The 18,624-nt window shown below is 69.6% G+C and carries 18 protein-coding genes and 1 tRNA gene; 9 read left to right on the top strand and 10 right to left on the bottom strand.

Annotated features, from left to right (window positions below; genetic code table 11):
• The first annotated feature begins 1 nt into the window (after window position 1).
• On the top strand, window positions 2-1,012 hold the full coding sequence (gene meaB, locus HQ314_RS00920; RefSeq protein ID WP_222649000.1) for a methylmalonyl Co-A mutase-associated GTPase MeaB: 1,011 nt from the start codon (window positions 2-4) through the stop codon (window positions 1,010-1,012).
• A gap of 2 nt (window positions 1,013-1,014) precedes the next feature.
• Here the strand turns inward: meaB and HQ314_RS00915 are convergent, their stop codons facing one another.
• The 6 genes from HQ314_RS00915 to HQ314_RS00890 all read right to left on the bottom strand — a co-directional run bounded on the left by HQ314_RS00915 (window position 1,015) and on the right by HQ314_RS00890 (window position 8,030).
• Entirely contained in the window at window positions 1,015-2,058 is a 1,044-nt protein-coding gene (locus HQ314_RS00915) for a nucleoside hydrolase (RefSeq protein WP_222648998.1), read from the bottom strand.
• Between the two features lie 12 nt (window positions 2,059-2,070).
• Window positions 2,071-3,504: a CoA transferase gene (locus HQ314_RS00910; RefSeq protein ID WP_222648996.1), complete on the bottom strand. Its 1,434-nt coding sequence runs from the start codon at window positions 3,502-3,504 to the stop codon at window positions 2,071-2,073.
• A complete protein-coding gene (locus HQ314_RS00905; protein WP_222648994.1) occupies window positions 3,501-4,802 on the bottom strand; it encodes a trans-acting enoyl reductase family protein in 1,302 nt (433 codons plus the stop codon). The genes HQ314_RS00910 and HQ314_RS00905 overlap by 4 nt, the downstream gene beginning before the upstream one ends.
• A gap of 38 nt (window positions 4,803-4,840) precedes the next feature.
• Window positions 4,841-6,337: a glutamate-cysteine ligase family protein gene (locus HQ314_RS00900; protein WP_027505325.1), complete on the bottom strand. Its 1,497-nt coding sequence runs from the start codon at window positions 6,335-6,337 to the stop codon at window positions 4,841-4,843.
• A 56-nt stretch (window positions 6,338-6,393) separates the two neighbouring features.
• Window positions 6,394-7,866 (bottom strand): SDR family NAD(P)-dependent oxidoreductase, encoded by a 1,473-nt coding sequence (locus tag HQ314_RS00895; RefSeq protein ID WP_037185609.1) that lies wholly within the window; start codon window positions 7,864-7,866, stop codon window positions 6,394-6,396.
• Between the two features lie 78 nt (window positions 7,867-7,944).
• Window positions 7,945-8,030: transfer RNA gene (locus tag HQ314_RS00890), tRNA-Leu, on the bottom strand.
• A gap of 153 nt (window positions 8,031-8,183) precedes the next feature.
• Here HQ314_RS00890 and HQ314_RS00885 point away from each other — a divergent pair.
• Together HQ314_RS00885 and HQ314_RS00880 are read left to right on the top strand one after the other, a co-directional pair.
• Window positions 8,184-9,548, top strand: coding sequence for a M20/M25/M40 family metallo-hydrolase (locus tag HQ314_RS00885; protein ID WP_081821196.1), 1,365 nt, complete (start codon window positions 8,184-8,186; stop codon window positions 9,546-9,548).
• Window positions 9,549-9,582: 34 nt separating this feature from the next.
• Complete coding sequence (locus HQ314_RS00880) at window positions 9,583-10,113, top strand: YbhB/YbcL family Raf kinase inhibitor-like protein (RefSeq protein WP_027505328.1); 531 nt, start codon at window positions 9,583-9,585, stop codon at window positions 10,111-10,113.
• Window positions 10,114-10,124: 11 nt separating this feature from the next.
• On the opposite strand, the gene HQ314_RS00875 is transcribed toward HQ314_RS00880, so the two are convergent.
• Genes HQ314_RS00875 through HQ314_RS00865 form a run of 3 tightly spaced genes read right to left on the bottom strand, consistent with a single transcriptional unit; the run spans window position 10,125 to window position 12,576 of the window.
• Complete coding sequence (locus HQ314_RS00875) at window positions 10,125-11,210, bottom strand: quinone-dependent dihydroorotate dehydrogenase (protein WP_308119174.1); 1,086 nt, start codon at window positions 11,208-11,210, stop codon at window positions 10,125-10,127.
• A 55-nt stretch (window positions 11,211-11,265) separates the two neighbouring features.
• Window positions 11,266-11,484 (bottom strand): DUF5703 family protein, encoded by a 219-nt coding sequence (locus HQ314_RS00870; protein ID WP_037185612.1) that lies wholly within the window; start codon window positions 11,482-11,484, stop codon window positions 11,266-11,268.
• A 48-nt stretch (window positions 11,485-11,532) separates the two neighbouring features.
• Window positions 11,533-12,576 carry a hypothetical protein gene (locus HQ314_RS00865; RefSeq protein WP_222648992.1) on the bottom strand — a complete coding sequence of 348 codons (1,044 nt, stop codon included), beginning with the start codon at window positions 12,574-12,576 and terminating at the stop codon, window positions 11,533-11,535.
• A 140-nt stretch (window positions 12,577-12,716) separates the two neighbouring features.
• On the opposite strand from HQ314_RS00865, the gene HQ314_RS00860 reads away from it, so the two are divergent.
• Window positions 12,717-13,073: a hypothetical protein gene (locus HQ314_RS00860; protein ID WP_027505331.1), complete on the top strand. Its 357-nt coding sequence runs from the start codon at window positions 12,717-12,719 to the stop codon at window positions 13,071-13,073.
• Window positions 13,074-13,076: 3 nt separating this feature from the next.
• On the opposite strand, the gene HQ314_RS00855 is transcribed toward HQ314_RS00860, so the two are convergent.
• Complete coding sequence (locus HQ314_RS00855) at window positions 13,077-14,006, bottom strand: aldo/keto reductase (RefSeq protein WP_222648991.1); 930 nt, start codon at window positions 14,004-14,006, stop codon at window positions 13,077-13,079.
• A 161-nt stretch (window positions 14,007-14,167) separates the two neighbouring features.
• On the opposite strand from HQ314_RS00855, the gene HQ314_RS00850 reads away from it, so the two are divergent.
• The 5 genes from HQ314_RS00850 to mshC all read left to right on the top strand — a co-directional run bounded on the left by HQ314_RS00850 (window position 14,168) and on the right by mshC (window position 18,572).
• On the top strand, window positions 14,168-15,013 hold the full coding sequence (locus HQ314_RS00850) for an undecaprenyl-diphosphate phosphatase (protein WP_222649478.1): 846 nt from the start codon (window positions 14,168-14,170) through the stop codon (window positions 15,011-15,013).
• A gap of 47 nt (window positions 15,014-15,060) precedes the next feature.
• Window positions 15,061-15,789: a histidine phosphatase family protein gene (locus tag HQ314_RS00845; protein WP_222648989.1), complete on the top strand. Its 729-nt coding sequence runs from the start codon at window positions 15,061-15,063 to the stop codon at window positions 15,787-15,789.
• A 64-nt stretch (window positions 15,790-15,853) separates the two neighbouring features.
• Window positions 15,854-16,450, top strand: coding sequence for a DUF3090 domain-containing protein (locus HQ314_RS00840; RefSeq protein ID WP_222632324.1), 597 nt, complete (start codon window positions 15,854-15,856; stop codon window positions 16,448-16,450).
• Window positions 16,447-17,286, top strand: coding sequence for an SCO1664 family protein (locus HQ314_RS00835; RefSeq protein WP_374197815.1), 840 nt, complete (start codon window positions 16,447-16,449; stop codon window positions 17,284-17,286). Before HQ314_RS00840 ends, HQ314_RS00835 begins: the two co-directional genes overlap by 4 nt.
• A gap of 47 nt (window positions 17,287-17,333) precedes the next feature.
• Window positions 17,334-18,572, top strand: coding sequence for a cysteine--1-D-myo-inosityl 2-amino-2-deoxy-alpha-D-glucopyranoside ligase (mshC, locus tag HQ314_RS00830; RefSeq protein ID WP_027505337.1), 1,239 nt, complete (start codon window positions 17,334-17,336; stop codon window positions 18,570-18,572).
• Window positions 18,573-18,624: the final 52 nt, after the last annotated feature.

The following is an 18,624-nucleotide window of genomic DNA, read 5'->3' as shown; positions in this document are numbered from 1 at the left end:
CATGTCCGACGCGACCGCAGCACGTCCCACGCGTCCGGCGATCGATCTCGACGCGCTCGTGGCCTCGGTGCGGGCCGGTGAGCGTGCCGGGCTGGCGCGTGCCATCACCCTCGTCGAGTCCACCCGCGACGACCATCGCGACCTCGCCCAACGGATGCTGCTCGAGCTCCTTCCGCACGCCGGGGGGTCGCATCGGGTGGGCATCACGGGCGTACCGGGAGTCGGCAAGTCGACGTTCATCGATGCCCTGGGCATGACGCTCATCGAGAAGGGCCACCGCGTCGCGGTTCTCGCGGTGGATCCGTCGTCGACCCGTACCGGGGGCTCCATCCTCGGGGACAAGACACGGATGGCACGGCTCACGGTCGCGCCCGAGGCGTACATCCGGCCGTCCCCGACGTCGGGAACCCTCGGCGGTGTCGCGAAGGCGACCCGCGAGACGATCGTGCTGCTCGAGGCGGCCAACTACGACGTCGTGCTGGTGGAGACCGTCGGGGTCGGGCAGTCCGAGATCACGGTCGCGGGCATGGTGGACACCTTCTGCTTCCTGACGCTCGCGCGCACGGGAGATCAGCTGCAGGGCATCAAGAAGGGTGTCCTCGAACTCGCCGACGTGGTCGCCGTCAACAAGGCCGACGGGAACCATCTCCGCGACGCCAAGGGTGCCGCGCGCGAACTCGCCGGAGCGCTCCGACTGATCTACCCGCACGACGCCCTGTGGACGCCGCCCGTGCTGACGATGAGCGCGATCGAGGAGACCGGACTCACGGAGTTCTGGGACACTGTGTGCCGCCATCGCGACGTCCTCACCGCGGCAGGCGACTTCGACGCCCGCCGCCGCGACCAGCAGGTCCAGTGGGTGTGGACCATGGTGCAGGACCAGCTGATGCGCCGACTGTCGTCGAGTCCCGCGGTGACCGCCGTCCGCGCCGACGTGGAGAGGCGCGTGGCCGACGGATCGCTCACGGCCGCACTGGGTGCGCAGGAGATCCTGACCGCCTTCGACGGCTGAACTCAGGTCCCGGCGGCGAACGCCCCGACCGTCGCGAGCAGGTGATCGAAGAAGGCGTCCGGATCGGTCGACACGGCGATCGCGGCATTGGGGCGACGTCCCCAGAACCCGCGCCGGTCGGCCACGGTCGTTCCCCGCGTGAGGGTCCCGACGAGTTCGACGTCGACGGTGGCCAGCGCGTACTCGGCGATCTTCGGGTGCAGTGCGACGGCCGCCGCGAACGGGTCGTGCATGTGCGCCAGGTATCCCTCACCCTGCGCGTGGTGGAACTCCATGTAGAACCGCACCGCGTCGGTCAGGTACCGCACGACGGGCACCGACGCCGTCGAGCGTGCTCCCACCTCGTCGATCGAGAGGTGCTCCACCGGAACGGATCCGGCGATCTCTGCCAGACGTGCCACGTGCGACGGATGCATCTCGATCCGTTCCGTCAGGCCCAGGGCGCACACGATCGGCTCCCGGCCCGAGGGCACCGCGTCGAAGGCGTCGAACACCTCCTTCGCAGCTTCCGGGTCGACCGCCACGTTCCATTCGGAGGTGGGCGTCGTGTTCCCCGGGTGATCGATGCTGCCGCCCATGATCACCAGACGCTTCAGCAGCACGGGTAGTGCGGGCTCGAGCCGCAGTGCCAGAGCCAAATTCGTCATCGGACCGGTCACCAGCCCGACCAGCTCGCCCGGGTTCTCGCGCGCAAGGTCCACCCACGCCTGCGCCGCCGTCCGATCGGAGACGGTCATGGTGGGCGCCGGCAGATTCGCGTAGCCCACTCCCAGCGGACCGTGCGTGTCCTCCGTCGTCATCAGCGGGGCGACCAGCGGTGCGTCGACGCCGACCGCCACCTCCACGTCGGTCAGACCACAGATCTCCAACCAGGACAGCGTGTTCCGTGTCACCTGCGCGGTGGGCACGTTGCCCGCCGTGCAGCACACGGCCACGATCTCGGCCTCCGGACTCGCAGCCAGATAGACCAGAGCGAGGGAATCGTCGATTCCGGTGTCGACGTCGACGAGGAGTCGAGTGCGGGCGGGGGAGTCGACGTCGGTCATGCCGCCATCCTGTCAGGACGGGAAGCGTGGCTCGTCGCGTCCCCACGGGCGGGCCGGGAAGGGGTGATCGTCGTACTCCGCGAGCGCCGGTCGGGCCGTGCGGACGTCGTCGTGGAGGACGGTGTGCTCGTCCGTCGGCAGCACGGGGTCGGATGGAGTGTCGACCCTGCCGTCGGCATCGAGCAGCCAGGCGGCAGTGCGTGCCAACGAGACCGACACCGTCCTACCGATGCCACCGTCGAGGCGCTGGGTCAGAGCGTCGACGATTCCCGCCGCCAGCAGGTGGCCGGACGCGTGATCGAGCGCCTGCACCGGCAGCGCCCCCGGAACCCCGGCCGTCCCGCCGTCATCCGACCGGCCTCCGGCCTTCCCGCCGTCATCCGACCGGCCTCCGGCCTTCCCGCCGTCATCCGACCGGCCTCCGGCCTTCCCGCCGCACATGTTCGCGATGCCGGACGCCGCCTGCACCAGGCTGTCGAATCCGCGCCGCCGTGCCCACGGCCCCCGGCCGCCCCACGCACTCACCGTCCCGATGATCGCTCCGCTCGGCCGGTGCGCGCGGAGGTGGTCGTCGATGTAGGAGCCCGGCCGGTAGCCGCCGACCACCACGTCCACCGACGACATCAGCGCCGTCAGTCGCTCGTCGTCGTCGTCGACGAGCACGTCCAGGAGTGTCGAGTACTTGCCGGCGCCGGTGTCGAGGTGCTGGGCTTCGATCTCCGGCAGCAGTGGGGAGTCGACCCGCAGTACCGATGCACCGAGGAGGGCCAGATCGCGCGTGGCGACCGGGCCGGCGATGACCCGCGTGAGATCCAGTACGCGCACCCCGGCCAGCGGTCGCATCGGGTCGGTCGGTGGTTCGGGAAGCGACGGCAGACCGTCGGGACGCACGGTGGACGAGACGATGGGGCCGGAACGCGTGAAACGGCCGGGCGCCGAGCCGAACCACTCGTCCGGGGTCCGCACCGCCACGACGATCGCGCCGAGTTCTGCTGCACGCTCCTCCACGTCCAGAGCCTCGTGGCGGAGCAGAGCCGCCGCGACGGCGGTGTGGTCGGCGTCGTCGGCGAGCTCGAGTAGCGAGAGCAGTCGCGCCCGGTGGTGCGGGTAGTTGGCGTGGGTGCGCACCCACCCGTCCGCGGTGCGGAAGAAGCCGGACAGGGCGGCGAACCCTGCGACCGGCCGCCCGTCGATGCGCAACAGTCTGTCTCCCGCGAACGACGCGGCGACCCGATCGCCGACCACCACGCGCGGTGACGGTGCGGTCAGCCCCGAGGCGACGCGGAACCGGTCGACCGCGGAACCGAGTGCAGCGACCGCACCGACGGCCAGCGCGGCCACCGGCAGGGTCGACGACAACACGCCCTCGGACACGGGTCGCACGGTGATGTCGGCGGCCTGAGCGAGACCCAGGTCGGCCTGGTACCGGTGCAGCAGGTCGGTCATACCTTGCGCGCGGAGATCTCCATGCCGGCGCCGCGGAGTCGGTGGATCAGCGCGTCACCGATTCCGGAGGCCGGGGTGAGCACGCCGCCGCCGACGGAGGGGAGTGCGTCACGGTCGAGCGCGAGCGCCAGTGCCGATTCGCCCAGCATCATGGCGGTGGCCGCGTAGCCGGGATCTCCCTTCGCCTTCACGCGCGAGACGTACCGGTCACCGGTGCTGGTGGTGGTGTAGACGTCGATCGTGAAATGCCCCTTCTGCCGGGTCTTCTCGCTGGGACCGTCGCCCGGCTTGGGCAGGATCTTGTCGAGGAGGAAACGGGTGGGCTTGAAGGCCATGCCCGCGACGAAGGCGCCCAGTCCGGCGAGCACGGCACCGGCGATCACCGGGGAGGCGGGCGACGAGCCGACGCTCATGACCTCGCTGTAGCGGAAGTTCTTGCCGTACGGGTATCCGAGCAGCGCGTTCGTGCGGCGCACGACCCGAGTGTTGTACGAGGACATCACGAACGGTGCCTTCCACCCCTTGAGATCGGGGTGGATGTCGGCGCCCTTGACGATGGGGGTGTCGCTCTGGCGTCCCAGATCCGGCTCGATCGAGCGGTCGGGGCTGAGCGAGTAGGGGCTCGCCGCCATCTTCGCCGCGGCGCGGTCCTTCGTGATCTCGTCGATCTGGCCGCGCAGCGAGTCGATGGTGCCGCCGCTGACTCCGCCGCTCATCGACGTCACGACGAGGGTGGTGTCTGTCAGGTCGCCTGCTCCGTCCTCGTGGACCTTGGAGTAGAGCGCGTGCACGCCGATGTCGGACGGCACCGAGTCGAAGCCGCAGGAGTGCACGATCCGAGCGCCGGTGGAGTGTGCGAGATCGTGGTTCTGGTCGGCACTGAGACGAGCGAACAGCACTTCGCCGGTGAGGTCGACGTAGTCCGTGCCCTGCGCCGCGCAGACGTGCGCGAGCGTGCGTCCGAACTTCGCGTACGGCCCGACCGTGGTGATGACGACCTGTGTGCGAGAAGCGATGTCGGTGAGCGCGGCCTCGTCGTCCGCGTCCGCGACGAGCAGTGGCCAGTCGGCGGCGCGGGACGGCAGACCGCGACGGGTCGACTCCAGCTTGGATCGGGACCGGCCCGCGAGAGCGATCGACGTGCCCTGCGGGGCATGATTCGCCAGGTACTCGGCGGTGAGCGCGCCCACGAAACCGGTGGCGCCGTAGACGACGACGTCCAACTCGCGATCCCCTGCCGTGTCGAGATCGGACGCAGTGTCGAGTTCGGATGGGTCAGGTGCGGAAGTCTCGGCCATCACCCGAGCCTACAAGCGCTCCTGTGACCCACCACCACTCACCACGACCACGTGTGGACGGCCTCGCCCTCGTGCATGAGCTGCAGGTAGTCGGACAACATGCCCGCCACGGCGCGCTCGCGCGACTCCCCGGCACGCTCGCGTGCGACGACGGCATTGCGTTGCCACACCGATCCGGACTGACGGCGCAGGCATCGACCCTCGATGACCCGGAGGTAGCGGTCGCGCACCTCGGTGTCCACGCCGTACGACGCGAGACCCGCCTCGGCCATGGGCAGCAGTCGGCGCAGGACCAGCTCCTGCGGCGAGATCCAGCCGACCTCCGGCCAGTAGAGCCGCGAGTCGAACCCGCCGCGGGCCGCCGAGTGCAGGTTCTCCACGGCGGCGTCGAACGACATCTGCGTCCACACCGGCCTGTCCGCGTCGACGAGCGACCGCAGGGTGCCGTAGTACAGCGCCGCGTCGGCGAGGACGTCGAGCACGGTCGGCCCTGCGGGAAGAACGCGGTTCTCGAGGCGGATGTGCTGCTCGCCGTTCGAGGTGTCGTAGATCGGACGGTTCCATCGGTAGACGGTGCCGTTGTGCATCTTCAGCTCGGTCAGGCCGGGCGCTCGGCCCGCCGCGAGTTCGGCCATCGGATCCTCGTCGGACACGACCGGCAGCAGCGCGGGGAAATACCGCGAGTTCTCCTCGAACAGATCGAAGATCGACGTGATCCAGCGCTCGCCGAACCACACGCGGGGTCGTACTCCCTGGTTCTTGAGTTCCTGTGGGCGCGTGTCCGTCGCCTGTTCGAACAGGGGGATCCGGGTCTCGTGCCACAGTGCCTTGCCGGCGAGGAAGGGGGAGTTGGCGGCCAGTGCCACCTGCACTCCCGCCAGCGCCTGCGCGGCGTTCCAGTGCGCGGGGAACTCCGTCGGCGAGACCTGCAGGTGTAGTTGCACGGAGGTGCACGCGGCCTCGGGGAGGATCGTGTCGGAGATCTCGTTCAACGACTCGATGTCGTGGCTGCCGGGCAGAGGGACCCCGGTGATCGACAGTTCGATGTCCTCGCCGCGCGCCGCGAAGATCTGTTGGTTGAGCAGGTCGTATCGCGGATTGCTGGACAACCACTGGTGGGCGAAGTGATCCTTGCCCAGCGTGGGCAGCATCCCGATCATCGCCAGGGCGCATCCCTGCTCACGAGCACGGGCGTCCGCGGTGTCCAGGGAGGTGCGTAATCCGTTCTCCAGGATGCGCATCCGGTCGCCCGCCAGCGGTTCCGGGGCCACGTTGATCTCGATGTTGAACTGGCCCAGCTCGGTCTGGAAGTCCGGATCGGCGATCGCCTCGAGCACGGCCGCGTTGGCCATGGCCGGCTGCATCGACTCGTCCACCAGGTTGAGCTCGATCTCCATGCCCAGGCGTGGCTCGTCCACCCGGAAGGTGTCGTCCGCCAACATCGCCGCCAGGGCGTCCAGACACTCCTGCACCTTGTGCCGGAACATCTGCCGGTCCTTACGGCTGAACGTGCGCTGCTCGACCTCGTCGCCCATCACGACATTGCACCACGTGGGCGGCCGCCAGGCGCACGACACGGGGTTCGGCGGTGTCACCAGGGCGAGGCCGCGTAGTCCTTGAGGAACTTCCCGTGCAGATCGACACCGAGCTCACCCTGGACGATGGGGTCGTAGACACGAGCCGCGCCGTCCACCAGATCCAGGGGCGCGTGGAAGCCCTCGTCGGCGAGGCGGATCTTCGTCGGGTGCGGGCGTTCGTCGGTGATCCAGCCGGTGTCCACCGCGCTCATCGAGATGCCGTCGTCGAGCATCTCGTTCGCACTGGTGCGCGTCAGCATGTTCAGTGCGGCCTTGGCCATGTTGGTGTGCGGATGCCCCGGTCCCTTGTAGCCGCGGCCGAACTGGCCCTCCATCGCGGAGACGTTGACGACGTAGGACCGGCGATGCGGCGACGCCGCCAGGGCGGCGCGCAGGCGCGAGACGAGGATGAACGGCGCCACCGAGTTGCACAGCTGCACCTCGAGCAGCTCGACGGGATCCACCTGGTCGACGGTGTGCACCCAGCTGTTGGTCGGCGCCTCGTCGGGTACCAGCCCACCCGCGTCGATCGCCGTTCCGGCAGCCATGCGCTGCAGGGACGCCGAACCGGCGACGAGGGCCATGGAGGTCACCTGCGACGGCCCCATGTTCGCCATGACGGCGGTGTCGAGAGCGACGGTGTCGCCGTCGGTCTCGCCGAACGCTCCCACCAGCGCTGCCGGGTGGGCATCGCTCGTCGCGCCGAACGTGCGCACCCCGAGCGCTGCCAGATCGACGCCGTGCTCACCGTCCTCGAGGGCGGTGTACGAGCCGGCGGACCGCTTGACGGTCTGAGCGGCGTTGTTGATCAGGATGTCGAGCGGGCCCTCCGCCGCGACGGAGTCCGCGAACGCGACCACCTGCGCGGGATCACGCAGGTCGATGCCGACGACGGACAGCCGATGCATCCAGTCGTGGCTGTCGGACATCGAGGAGAACCGGCGCACCGCGTCCGCGGGGAAGCGCGTCGTGATGGTCAGGTGAGCACCGTCGCGCAGCAGGCGCAACGCGATGTACATGCCGATCTTCGCGCGCCCGCCGGTGAGCACGGCGCGGCGGCCGGTGAGATCGGTCCGGGCGTCCCGCTTCGCGTGGTTCAGGGCGGCGCACTCGGGGCAGAGCTGGTGATAGAACGCGTCCACCGTCGTGTACCGCTGCTTGCAGATGTAGCAGGGACGCGCACGCTGCAGTGTGCCCGCGGTCTCGGTGGTGGTGGCCGACGTCAGCGCCAGCCCGGCGGTCTCGTCGTCGATGCGGTCGGGTGATCCGGTCGCCGTGGCGGCGACGACGGCGCGGTCGGCGTCGGCGACGCGGGCGCGCGACTCCAGGCGGCGACGCTTCTTCGCGGCCTTGAACATGCCGGCCGTGGCACGCTGCACGGTCACGGCGTCGGGGTGATCGTCGTCCAGGGCCGCCGCGCGGTCGAGCACGCGCAGGCACGCGGCGAGTTCGTCGGGGTCGATGCCCGTCACGCTGTGCTCCGTCATCGCCGCCTCCACGCTCCCGTGTCATGACGAAAGCCCCGATTCCGTGAGGAATCGGGGCTTTCGTCGGTCTGTCTTCGGTGTCCGAGGGGGGACTTGAACCCCCACGTCCGTTAATAGGACACTAGCACCTCAAGCTAGCGCGTCTGCCATTCCGCCACTCGGACAACCCGCGTCACACCCTGCTGGTCACACACAGTTCACGATCGCGTCGCACCCGTGTTCTCGGTGCGGTCGCTAAATCTAGCCGATACCGCGCCCTGGACCAAAACCGCACGTCGGAGCACCTGCCGAGGCACCTGGAGTGGTAGGAACGAGCTGTGTCCGCAACAGGAGAGAACGACCACCAGACCGAGAAGCAGACCGTGGCCGTGGACGAGGTGGTCGACCTCGTCTCGTCGCTGATCCGCTTCGACACCTCCAACACCGGTGAGCTCGAGACCACCGCCGGCGAGAAGGAGTGCGCCGAGTGGGTGGCGCGCCAGCTCGAGGCCGTGGGGTACGAGACCGAGTACGTCGAGTCGGGTGCGCCCGGCCGCGGCAACGTCTTCGCCCGACTGGCCGGCGCCGACAGCTCACGCGGCGCGTTGCTCGTGCACGGCCACCTCGACGTCGTTCCGGCCGAGCCCGCCGACTGGAGCGTGCATCCCTTCTCGGGTGCCGTCGAGGACGGCTACCTGTGGGGACGCGGCGCCGTCGACATGAAGGACATGGTCGGCATGGCCCTGGCGCTGGCCCGACAGTTCAAGTCGGCCGGCACCGTCCCGCCCCGCGACCTGGTCTTCGCGTTCCTGGCCGACGAGGAGGCCGGCGGCAGGTACGGGTCGCACTGGCTCGTCGAGCACCGACCCGATCTGTTCGAGGGTGTCACCGAGGCCGTCGGCGAGGTCGGCGGCTTCTCGCTGACGGTGTCCACCCCCGAGGGCGACGAGCGTCGCCTCTACCTCGTCGAGACGGCGGAGAAGGGGCTCGCCTGGATGCGTCTGACGGCCAAGGCTCGCGCCGGTCACGGATCGTTCCTGCACGAGGACAACGCCGTGACGTACCTCGCCGAAGCCGTTGCAGCACTGGGTAACCACCAGTTCCCGCTGGTGATGACGGACTCGGTGACCGAGTTCCTCGCCGCCGTGAGCTCGGAGACCGGCCTGGCCTTCGACCCCGAGTCGCCCGACATCGACGGCACCCTCGCCAAGCTCGGCAGCATCGCCCGCATCGTCGGCGCGACACTGCGCGACACGGCAAACCCCACGATGCTCTCGGCCGGGTACAAGGCCAACGTCATCCCGCAGACGGCCTCCGCCACCATCGACTGCCGCGTCCTGCCGGGACGCAAGGCGCAGTTCGAGCGCGAGGTCGACGCGCTCATCGGTCCGCACGTCGAACGGTCCTGGATCACCGACCTGGAGCCGTACGAGACCACGTTCGACGGGCACCTCGTCGACGCGATGAACGACGCGATACTGGCGTTCGACGAGAACGGTCGCACGGTGCCCTACATGCTGTCCGGCGGCACCGACGCCAAGGCGTTCGCCAAGCTGGGCATCCGCTGCTTCGGCTTCGCGCCGCTCAAGCTGCCGCCCGAGCTCGACTTCGCGGCGTTGTTCCACGGCGTGGACGAACGGGTACCCGTCGAGTCGTTGATCTTCGGTACCAAGGTCTTCGAGCACTTCCTTCTGCACAGCTGACAACCCCCGAACCCATATCTCCCGAGAGGACCTCATGTCACACGATCCCTACGCCGCACTGCCGTCGCTGCCGTCGTTCGAGCTCACGTCGGACAACGTCACCGACGGTCAGCCGCTCCACGAGGACCAGGTCAGCGGCATCATGGGCGCGGGCGGCCACGACAACTCGCCGCAGCTCTCGTGGTCGGGTTTCCCGGAGGAGACCAAGAGCTTCGCCGTCACCGTCTACGACCCCGATGCGCCGACGGCGTCCGGTTTCTGGCACTGGGCGGTGGCGAACATCCCCGTCTCGACCACCACCCTGGTCACCGGAGCGGGCGACGACAGCTCCACCGGGTTGCCGAACGACGCGATCACGCTGCGCAACGACGCGGGCCTGGCCCGGTTCATCGGTGCCGCACCCCCGCAGGGGCACGGACCGCACCGCTACTTCGTGGCGGTACACGCCGTCGACGTCGAGAAGCTCGAGATCGACGAGAGTGCGTCACCGGCGTACCTCGGATTCAACCTCTTCAGTCACGCCATCGCGCGTGCCGTCATCGTGGGCACGTACGAGCAGAGCTGACGAGAACCGAGTCAGCGCGGCCCGGGCCGCGGGACAGTCTCCGTGCCGACCGCGTCGGCCACCGAGGCGAATCCCGCGGCCCGGGCTCGTCGAGCCAGGCCGACGGCGACGCGACGCGCCCAGAACGGACCGCCGTAGACGAAGCCGGTGTACCCCTGCACGAGGGTGGCACCGGCGAGGATGCGTTCCCACGCGTCGTCGGCGGTCTCGACACCGCCGACCGAGATCAGCGTCATCGAGTCCCCGACGCGTGCACGCAGTCGGCGCAGCACCTCGAGTGATCGGTCCGCGACGTACGGGCCGGAGACGCCACCCGTTCCGAGATCCGCGGCCCCGGCCGTCCGCAGCCCGTCGCGCCCGATGGTCGTGTTGGTCGCCACGATGCCGGCGGATCCCAGCTCCATGGCCAGGTCTGCCACCGCGTCGACGTCGTCGTCCGACAGGTCGGGCGCGATCTTCACCAGGACGGGCACCGTCACGACGCTCGCCACGGCGGCCAGCAGAGGCCGCAGCGATTCCACCGCCTGCAGATCCCGCAGTCCGGGGGTGTTCGGCGAACTCACGTTGACCACGACGAAGTCCGACAGCGGGCCGAGCAGCCGCGCACTCTCCGTGTAGTCGATCGCGGCGTCCGCCGCGGGAACCACCTTCGTCTTGCCGATGTTGGCGCCGACCGGGATGTCCCCGCGTCGTCCGCGCAGACGCTCGGCCACCGCCGCAGCACCCGGATTGTTGAAACCCATGCGGTTGAGCAGGCCTTGGTCGGCGGGAAGCCGGAAGAGTCGAGGCTGTGGGTTTCCGGGTTGCGCCTGCGCGGTCACGGTGCCGACCTCCGCGAAACCGAACCCCAGCGGACCCCACGCGTCGACACCCTCACCGGTCTTGTCGAAACCGGCGGCCAGCCCGACCGGGGTGGGGAACGTCACGCCGAAGGCGGTCGTCCGCAGTGCCGGATCTCGGACCGAGAGCACGCGCGAGACCAGCGCACGCAGGGGCGCGAATCGAGTCACCGCGACCATCGCCGCGAATGCGAGGTGATGAATGCGTTCCGGAGGGAGCAGGAACATCGCGCGGAGCAGCAGCCGGTACGGGCTCACAGCCTGGAAACCTCTCGTCGGGGAATCTCGTCGGTGGTGCGGCGCCGCCACTCGGTCAGAGACCGGGATCGGGCACGTGGTGCGCGGTCTTGCGTCGTTTGAGAAGTACTCGCCTGCTGCCGTCGGTGTACAGCCGGACCCGGGAGAGCTCCCATCCACCGAACTCGGCGGAGATGGCCAGCCGCATCGAGGCCGTCACTCGGGTGACGTCCGGCGGCAGCTTGATGGGCACGTACTCCCAGTCGTCCGACTGGGTCTCCCAGCCGACGGGCATCGCACGGTTGTTCCGGTTCACGGATCTCGCTCTCGTCCTCGCGGGCACTCACGCCCGGGTCGGGATCACCTGGACCCCGGCGCCACTGTTCGAGCCTACGAAAAGTTCGCCGGACTGCGAGTCCACGGCGAGCGAGTCGGGCTGGCGCACTGTGGGGAACCGTGCCGACTCGACAGGAATTCCGGAGGTGATGTCGAATCCCACCACCTCGTTCAGTGCGGTCACGGTCACCCACACCGTGCCGTCGTCCTCGCACGCGACGGCGAACGGGGAACCGGCGACGGGGTAGCGCTGTCGCATGATCAGATCGGGGTCGCCCGTGAAGACGAGCAGTTCGTCGTCGGTCGTGTCGGCGACCACGACGGCACCGTCGGCGCATCCGGTCATGCGGGTGGCCCCGTCGCCTGCGCGCAGCGCGGCGCCGAGACGTTCGGCACCGACGTTCACGGACGTCACCGACGTCTGCCGGGTGTCCAGGGACACCAGATCGTCTCCGGTGCGTACGAGACCGTCGACCGACGCCTGACCGGGGATGGTGCTCTCGACCGCGCCGTCGGCTCCCGTGATCACGACGGTTCCGGTCGGCGTCCCGACGGCGTACCCGTCGTCCCACGGCGTCACCGAGGCGGCGCCGCCGTCGACCGCGACGTCCGTCGCCTCACCGGACTGCGCGTCCACCCGGCTGATGCCCGACGACGTCGTGACCAGCAGTTCGCCGTCCCTGCCGGCGGAGACGGACGTGCCGGGTGCGGAGAGTCGCACCGAGCGCGGATTCTCCTCCGAGTCGAGCGGGGTCAGCAGCAGCGTCGTACCGTCGTCGGTGAGGATCCCGGCGATCCGGTCGCGAGGCTCGATCGCGAGGCCGTCGACGGTGGCCGGACCGCCGAAGCGCGGGTCGGCCGTGACGCCCGCCGGCGTGACGGTCGTGTCGGGGGACACCGCGGCGACCTCCGGCTCACGCGTGTTCAGCTGCTCCGGATCGTCGGAGTTCGCGCATCCTGCTGTGACCGTCGTCACCAGGGCGAGGCCGAGAAGGACGAAACGGGTACTGCTGCGTCGTGCCGAGTGGGCACTGGTCGGTCGGGGTGCCATGGGGGTGATTCTCCTTCAGGTCTTCTCTCATCCGATCATCTCGCCGTGCCGGCGCGAGCACAGGGGAGGAATGTGGCCACCATGACGCGTCTGTACGTTTCGACGAGTGCCTGTCGACGAGAGAGAGCGAGGGAGGGCGCATGACGGGGCCGAGCAATGCGGAGTTCTCGGTGGAGGACGTGTCGGTGGGGGCGCACGCCCACGGGTTCGGGTCCACTCCGGACGGGCGGAGCTTCGCCTTCCGGGTACGCGGTAAGTCGTTGCGCGTGGAGGTCTACCGCTCCGACCTGGCGCAGGCCGTTCCCGACGATCTCGACGTCGACGCGGTCGCGGAGCGCGATGTCACGGACGTCGACCTCTCGGACGAGCGCTCGATCGTCGCCGCGGTCCGGGACGCGGTCGCCGACGTCCGTCCGCTCGACTCGCCGCAGCCGCCCGACACCACACTCCTGCGATCGCTGCTCGGGCGGCTGGGCAACGCGATCGACCCGAAGTGACGGTCAGGAACTGACGTCGTCCAGCGCGGAGGTGATGGCCGACGGAAGCGCGACCTCCTCGGCGGCCAACACACCCGTCAGCTGACCGATGTCCCGCGTCCCGACCACGACCGACGCGACACCGGGGCGATCTCGGGCCCACGCCAGAGCCACCGCGAGTGGCGACGTGCCCAGACCGTCGGCCGCCGTGAGGACAGCCTCGACCACCTTCCCGCCGTCCTCACCGAGGAAGGGTGCGAGCGCGTGGCGTCGGTGATCGTCCGCGCCGCGTGAATCCGCGGGCACACCGTCCCGGTACTTGCCCGTGAGCACGCCGCCCGCCAGAGCCGACACCGCGAGAACGCCCACGCCGTGGTGATCGGCCGCGGGGAACAGCTCGTCCTCGGCGCCGCGCGCGAGCAAGGAGTACTCCGCCTGCGCCGCGGTGATGTCGACGGACGCCGACACGGTGGCCAGCTGCCACGCCGTGAAGCCGCGAACACCCGCGTAGCGGACCCGCCCGGACGAGACCGCGTGCTCCAGAGTCGCCGCCACCTCACCGAGAGGGGTCTGCGGATCCCACGCGCCGACGCTCCACAGATCGAGGTGATCGGTGCCGAGCTCGCGCAGTGTCCTGTCCAGGTCTGCGAGGAGCGCGCGCCGCGAGCAGTCGACGGTCCAGTGCCCCGAGGTGTCCGGACGCGAGACGCCGGAATCGATGCTGAGAACCAGCTCACCGCGCGGAACCACGTCGTCGACGATTTCGGCCAACACCCGCAGCGCGCGTCCGTCTCCATACGAGGCGGACGCGTCGACGAGGGTCCCGCCCGCGTCGACGAACGCCGTCACCTGCGCCGCGGCGTCGTCACCGTCGACTCCGCGTCCCCATTCACCCGTTCCGAGCCCCAGGCGTGACACCCGCAGCCCGCTGCTCCCGACCGTTCTGTGCTTCATGAAGGCAGTGCATCCGTTTCGCCGTGTTCCGTCCGTGTCTCGTCCTGCCGACACGGTGGTCGAGGCACGACCCTAGTACGGTCGTGCCTCGTGACTTCGACAGGAAACCTCGTCGGTGGCGTCTGCGCGCCGCGGAATCGGACGGCAGGAGAGCAGCGATGATCGCGGAATCGATGTCCTGGGTGCAGGCCCTCGTGCTCGGCGCCGTGCAGGGGTTGACCGAGTTCCTCCCCATCTCCTCCTCTGCACACCTGCGCATCGTCTCCGAGGTCTTCTTCGGTGACGACGCCGGCGCGTCGTTCACCGCGGTGACGCAGCTCGGTACCGAGGCCGCGGTCCTGCTCTACTTCGCCCGCGACATCGGGCGCATCGTCGCGGCGTGGTTCCGCGGTATCGCCGACAAGTCCCAGCGCGACACGCTGGACTACCGCATGGGGTGGTACGTCATCTTCGCCACCATCCCGATCGGGGTGCTCGGCTTCGTCTTCAAGGACGCGATCCGGACGGGTGCGCGCAACCTGTGGATCATCGCGACGCTGCTCATCGTGTTCGCCGTGGTCATCGCCGTCGCGGAGAAGGTCGGCCGACAGACGCGACCGATCGAGAAGCTCACCACCCGCGACGGCCTCGTCATGGGCGCCGCGCAGTGTCTCGCGCTCATCCCGGGCGTGTCCCGATCCGGCGCCACCACGAGTGCCGGTCTGTTCATGGGCCTGACGCGTGCCGCCGCGGTCCGCTTCTCGTTCCTGCTCGCGATCCCGGCCGTCACTGCGTCCGGACTCTTCTCGTTGCCGGATGCCTTCGAACCGGCGGGCGAAGGTCTGCAGGCGTCGGGATCCCAGCTCGTCGTGGCGACGCTCGTGGCCTTCGTACTGGGGTACGCCTCCATCGCCTGGTTGCTGCGCTTCGTCCAGAACCACTCGCTGTACTGGTTCGTCGGGTACCGCATCGTCGTCGGCGTCGCGGTTCTCGGCCTCCTCGCCACGGGTGTCGTCGCAGCGAACTGACGCCACCGCGACGCCGGGCGCCCCTCGCGTCTCACTAGGCTGAGGTCATGACGGTCATACTTCTGCGCCACGGACGCTCGACGTCCAACACGGCCGGCACGCTCGCGGGCAGGTCGGACGGCGTGGAACTCGACGATCTCGGTCGGGAGCAGGCGGAGCGTGTCGTCGCCCGTCTCGAGGTGCTTCCGCTCGCAGCGATCGTGCGATCACCGTTGCTCCGGTGCGAACAGACGGTCGCGCCCCTCGCTGCGGCGCGCGAGCTCGAACCCGTCGTGGAGGATCGGCTGCTCGAGGTCGACTACGGCGAGTGGACCGGCAAGCCGATCAAGGATCTCGTGGGGGAGCCGCTGTGGAAGGTGGTGCAGCAGCACCCGTCCGCTGCCGTCTTCCCGGGGGGTGAGGGCCTCGCCGACGTGCAGATCAGGGCGGTGCGTGCGATCCGCGAGATCGACGCGCGGCTCGCCGCCGAGCACGGCGCCGACGTGCTGTGGGTGGCCTGTTCGCACGGCGACGTCATCAAGTCCGTCCTGGCCGATGCTCTGGGGTCGCACCTGGACCAGTTCCAGCGCATCGTGGTGGACCCGGCGTCGATCAGTGTCGTCCGGTACACCGAGACGCGGCCGTTCGTCCATCGTCTCGGCGATCTGGGTGGGGATCTGACGCAGTTCGTTCCGACGCCGCCCGCCGAGACGGACGCCACTGCGGAGGCCCCGTCCGACCAGGCTCCGACCGCGTCGGAATCGGACGCTGTCCCCGGTGGTTCCACCGGACAGTGACAACACGCGGATAATGGAGTCACAGCCGCGGCAGTTCGGCGGCGCAATCTTTGGAGGTGCAGATATGCCACGCGCGATTCACGTCTTTCGCACCCCCGACCGGTTCGTCGCCGGAACGGTGGGTGAGCCCGGCGATCGATCCTTCTACCTCCAGGCAGTGCACGACGCCCGAGTGGTGTCGGTGGCACTCGAGAAGCAGCAGGTTCAGGTGTTGGCCGACCGTGTCGGGCTTCTGCTCGACGAGGTGGCGAGGCGTTTCGGCACCGAGGTGCCGCCCGAGGAAGCCGATCCGAGCGACGTCGACCCACTGGTGATGCCCGTGGACGCCGAGTTCCGGGTCGGGACCATGGGTCTGGGCTGGGACGCCGACGCCGGCGCCGTCGTGGTGGAGCTGCTCGCCATCACCGAGACCGAGATCGACGAGTCGGTGGTGCTCGACGACACGGACGAGGGTCCGGACGCCGTGCGGGTGTTCCTGAGTCCGGAGCAGGCCCGTGAGTTCGCCGCGCGCAGTGAGCGCGTCATCGCTGCCGGTCGGCCCCCGTGCCCGCTCTGCGGTGAGCCCCTCGCGCCCGGTGGTCACATGTGCGTGCGGACCAACGGGTACCGGCGCGGCACCGTGCTGGGAAGCGACACCACCGAGTTCGGGGACGAGTCCTGACCTCCGCCGGCGACGCCACCGCGCCCTGGACCGACGACGACACGGACCTGCTCGCGCACGGCGAGATGACCATCGTCGGTCGCGTGGTGCAGGCGTCCAACGCGACGCTCGTGTGCGAGATCGAGCGTGAGGATCCGGCGCCGGCACTGCGATGTGTCTACAAGCCGGTGCGCGGGGAACAGCCGTTGTGGGACTTCCCCGACGGCACGCTGGCGGGCCGCGAGATCTCGTCCTACCTGATCTCCGACGCACTGGGCTGGGGCGTCGTGCCCACGACCGTGCTACGGGACGGTCCGCTCGGTGTCGGCATGGTGCAGCGGTGGATCGACACCGTCGAGCGCCTCCCCGAGAAGGGCGAGGGCTACGACATGGTGGACCTCTGCCGCCCCGACCTCGTGCCCTCGTCCTACATCCCCGTGCTCCGGGCCTACGACGATGCCGGCGACGAGGTGGCACTGGTGCACGCGGACGATCCGCGGCTGCACCGGATGGCTGTTCTCGACGTCGTCATCAACAACGCCGACCGCAAGGGCGGACACGTGCTCGAGGCACTCGACGGCTCCGTGTACGGCGTGGACCACGGCATCGCCCTGCACCGGCAGAACAAGCTGCGGACCGTGCTGTGGGGGTGGGCCGGTCGACCCGTCGACGCCGCTCTGTTGGCCGACCTCGTCGACTTCTCCCGCGACCTGCGCGGTGCCTTCGGGGACACCCTCGCGCCACACATCACCGACGAGGAGATCGAGGCGCTGGCCGGTCGCGTGTCGCGGTTGCTCGCGGAACCGGTCATGCCGGCGCCCGACTCCAGCAGGCCCATTCCCTGGCCCGCGTTCTAGACCGGGCACGCGGCGGCGGCTCCGGCCCGACCGGATAGTCTTCACCCATGCAGTCGTGGCCCGAAGTGGACGTTCCCAGCGTGCCGGGCGAGGGCCCGCCGCTCCGTTTGTACGACACGGCCGATCGCGCCGTGCGTCCCGTCGCGCCCGGTTCGACCGCCACCATGTACGTCTGCGGCATCACCCCGTACGACGCGACGCACCTGGGCCATGCGGCCACCTACCTGACGTTCGACCTCGTCAACCGGGTCTGGCGCGACGCCGGCCACGACGTGCACTACGTCCAGAACGTCACCGACGTCGACGACCCGCTCTTCGAGCGCGCGGCACGCGACGGCGACGACTGGGTGTCGCTCGGACAGCGCGAGACCGACCTCTTCCGGTCGGACATGACCGCGCTCCGCGTCATCCCGCCGCGCGACTACATCGGCGCGGTCGAGTCCGTGACCGAGGTCGTGGAGCTCGTCGAGAAGCTCGTCGCCTCGGGCGCCGCCTACGTGGTGGACGACGCCGAGTACCCCGACGTGTACTTCCGCGCGGACGCCACCGAGCAGTTCGGCTACGAGTCCGGGTACGACCGGGCGACGATGGACACCTTCTTCGCCGAGCGCGGCGGAGATCCCGACCGCCCCGGCAAGCGCGACCCTCTCGACGCCCTCGTCTGGAAGGCCGAGCGTCCGGGCGAGCCGTCGTGGCCCTCGCCGTTCGGTCCGGGGCGCCCCGGCTGGCACATCGAGTGCGCGGCGATCGCGTTGAACCGCATCGGATCCGGCTTCGACGTGCAGGGCGGCGGCAGTGACCTCATCTTCCCGCACCACGAGTTCTCCGCGGCCCACGCCGAATCGCTCACGGGCGCAGACCGTTTCGCGCGACACTACGTGCACACCGGCATGATCGGCCTCGACGGCGAGAAGATGTCCAAGTCGCTGGGCAATCTCGTCCTGGTCTCGAAGCTCACCGCTGCGGGTGTCGATCCCGGTGCCATCCGCCTCGGTCTCCTCGCCGGCCACTACCGGCAGGACCGCACCTGGACCGATGAGATCCTCGCCGCTGCGCAGGACCGACTCGCGTTGTGGCGCAAGGCCGTGGCGCTCGAGTCGGCACAGTCCGCCGAGGACACCGTCGCCCGCGTGCGCCAGCACCTGGCCGACGATCTCGACTCCGCCAAGGCACTCGACGCGATCGATGCGTGGGCACACGACGCCGTGACGCTCGGCGGCTCCGACCCCGCGGCGCCGGGGCTGGTGTCGCTGGCGGTGGACGCGCTGCTGGGTGTGAAGCTCTAGCTCGTCGGGAGTGGTGTTCCACTCGTGGTTCGTGATCGCGGTTCTCCGCGCT

Source organism: Rhodococcus sp. BP-332 (genome assembly GCF_019836065.1).
GTDB lineage: Bacteria > Actinomycetota > Actinomycetes > Mycobacteriales > Mycobacteriaceae > Rhodococcoides.
This window is presented reverse-complemented; position numbering and strand designations above follow the sequence as displayed.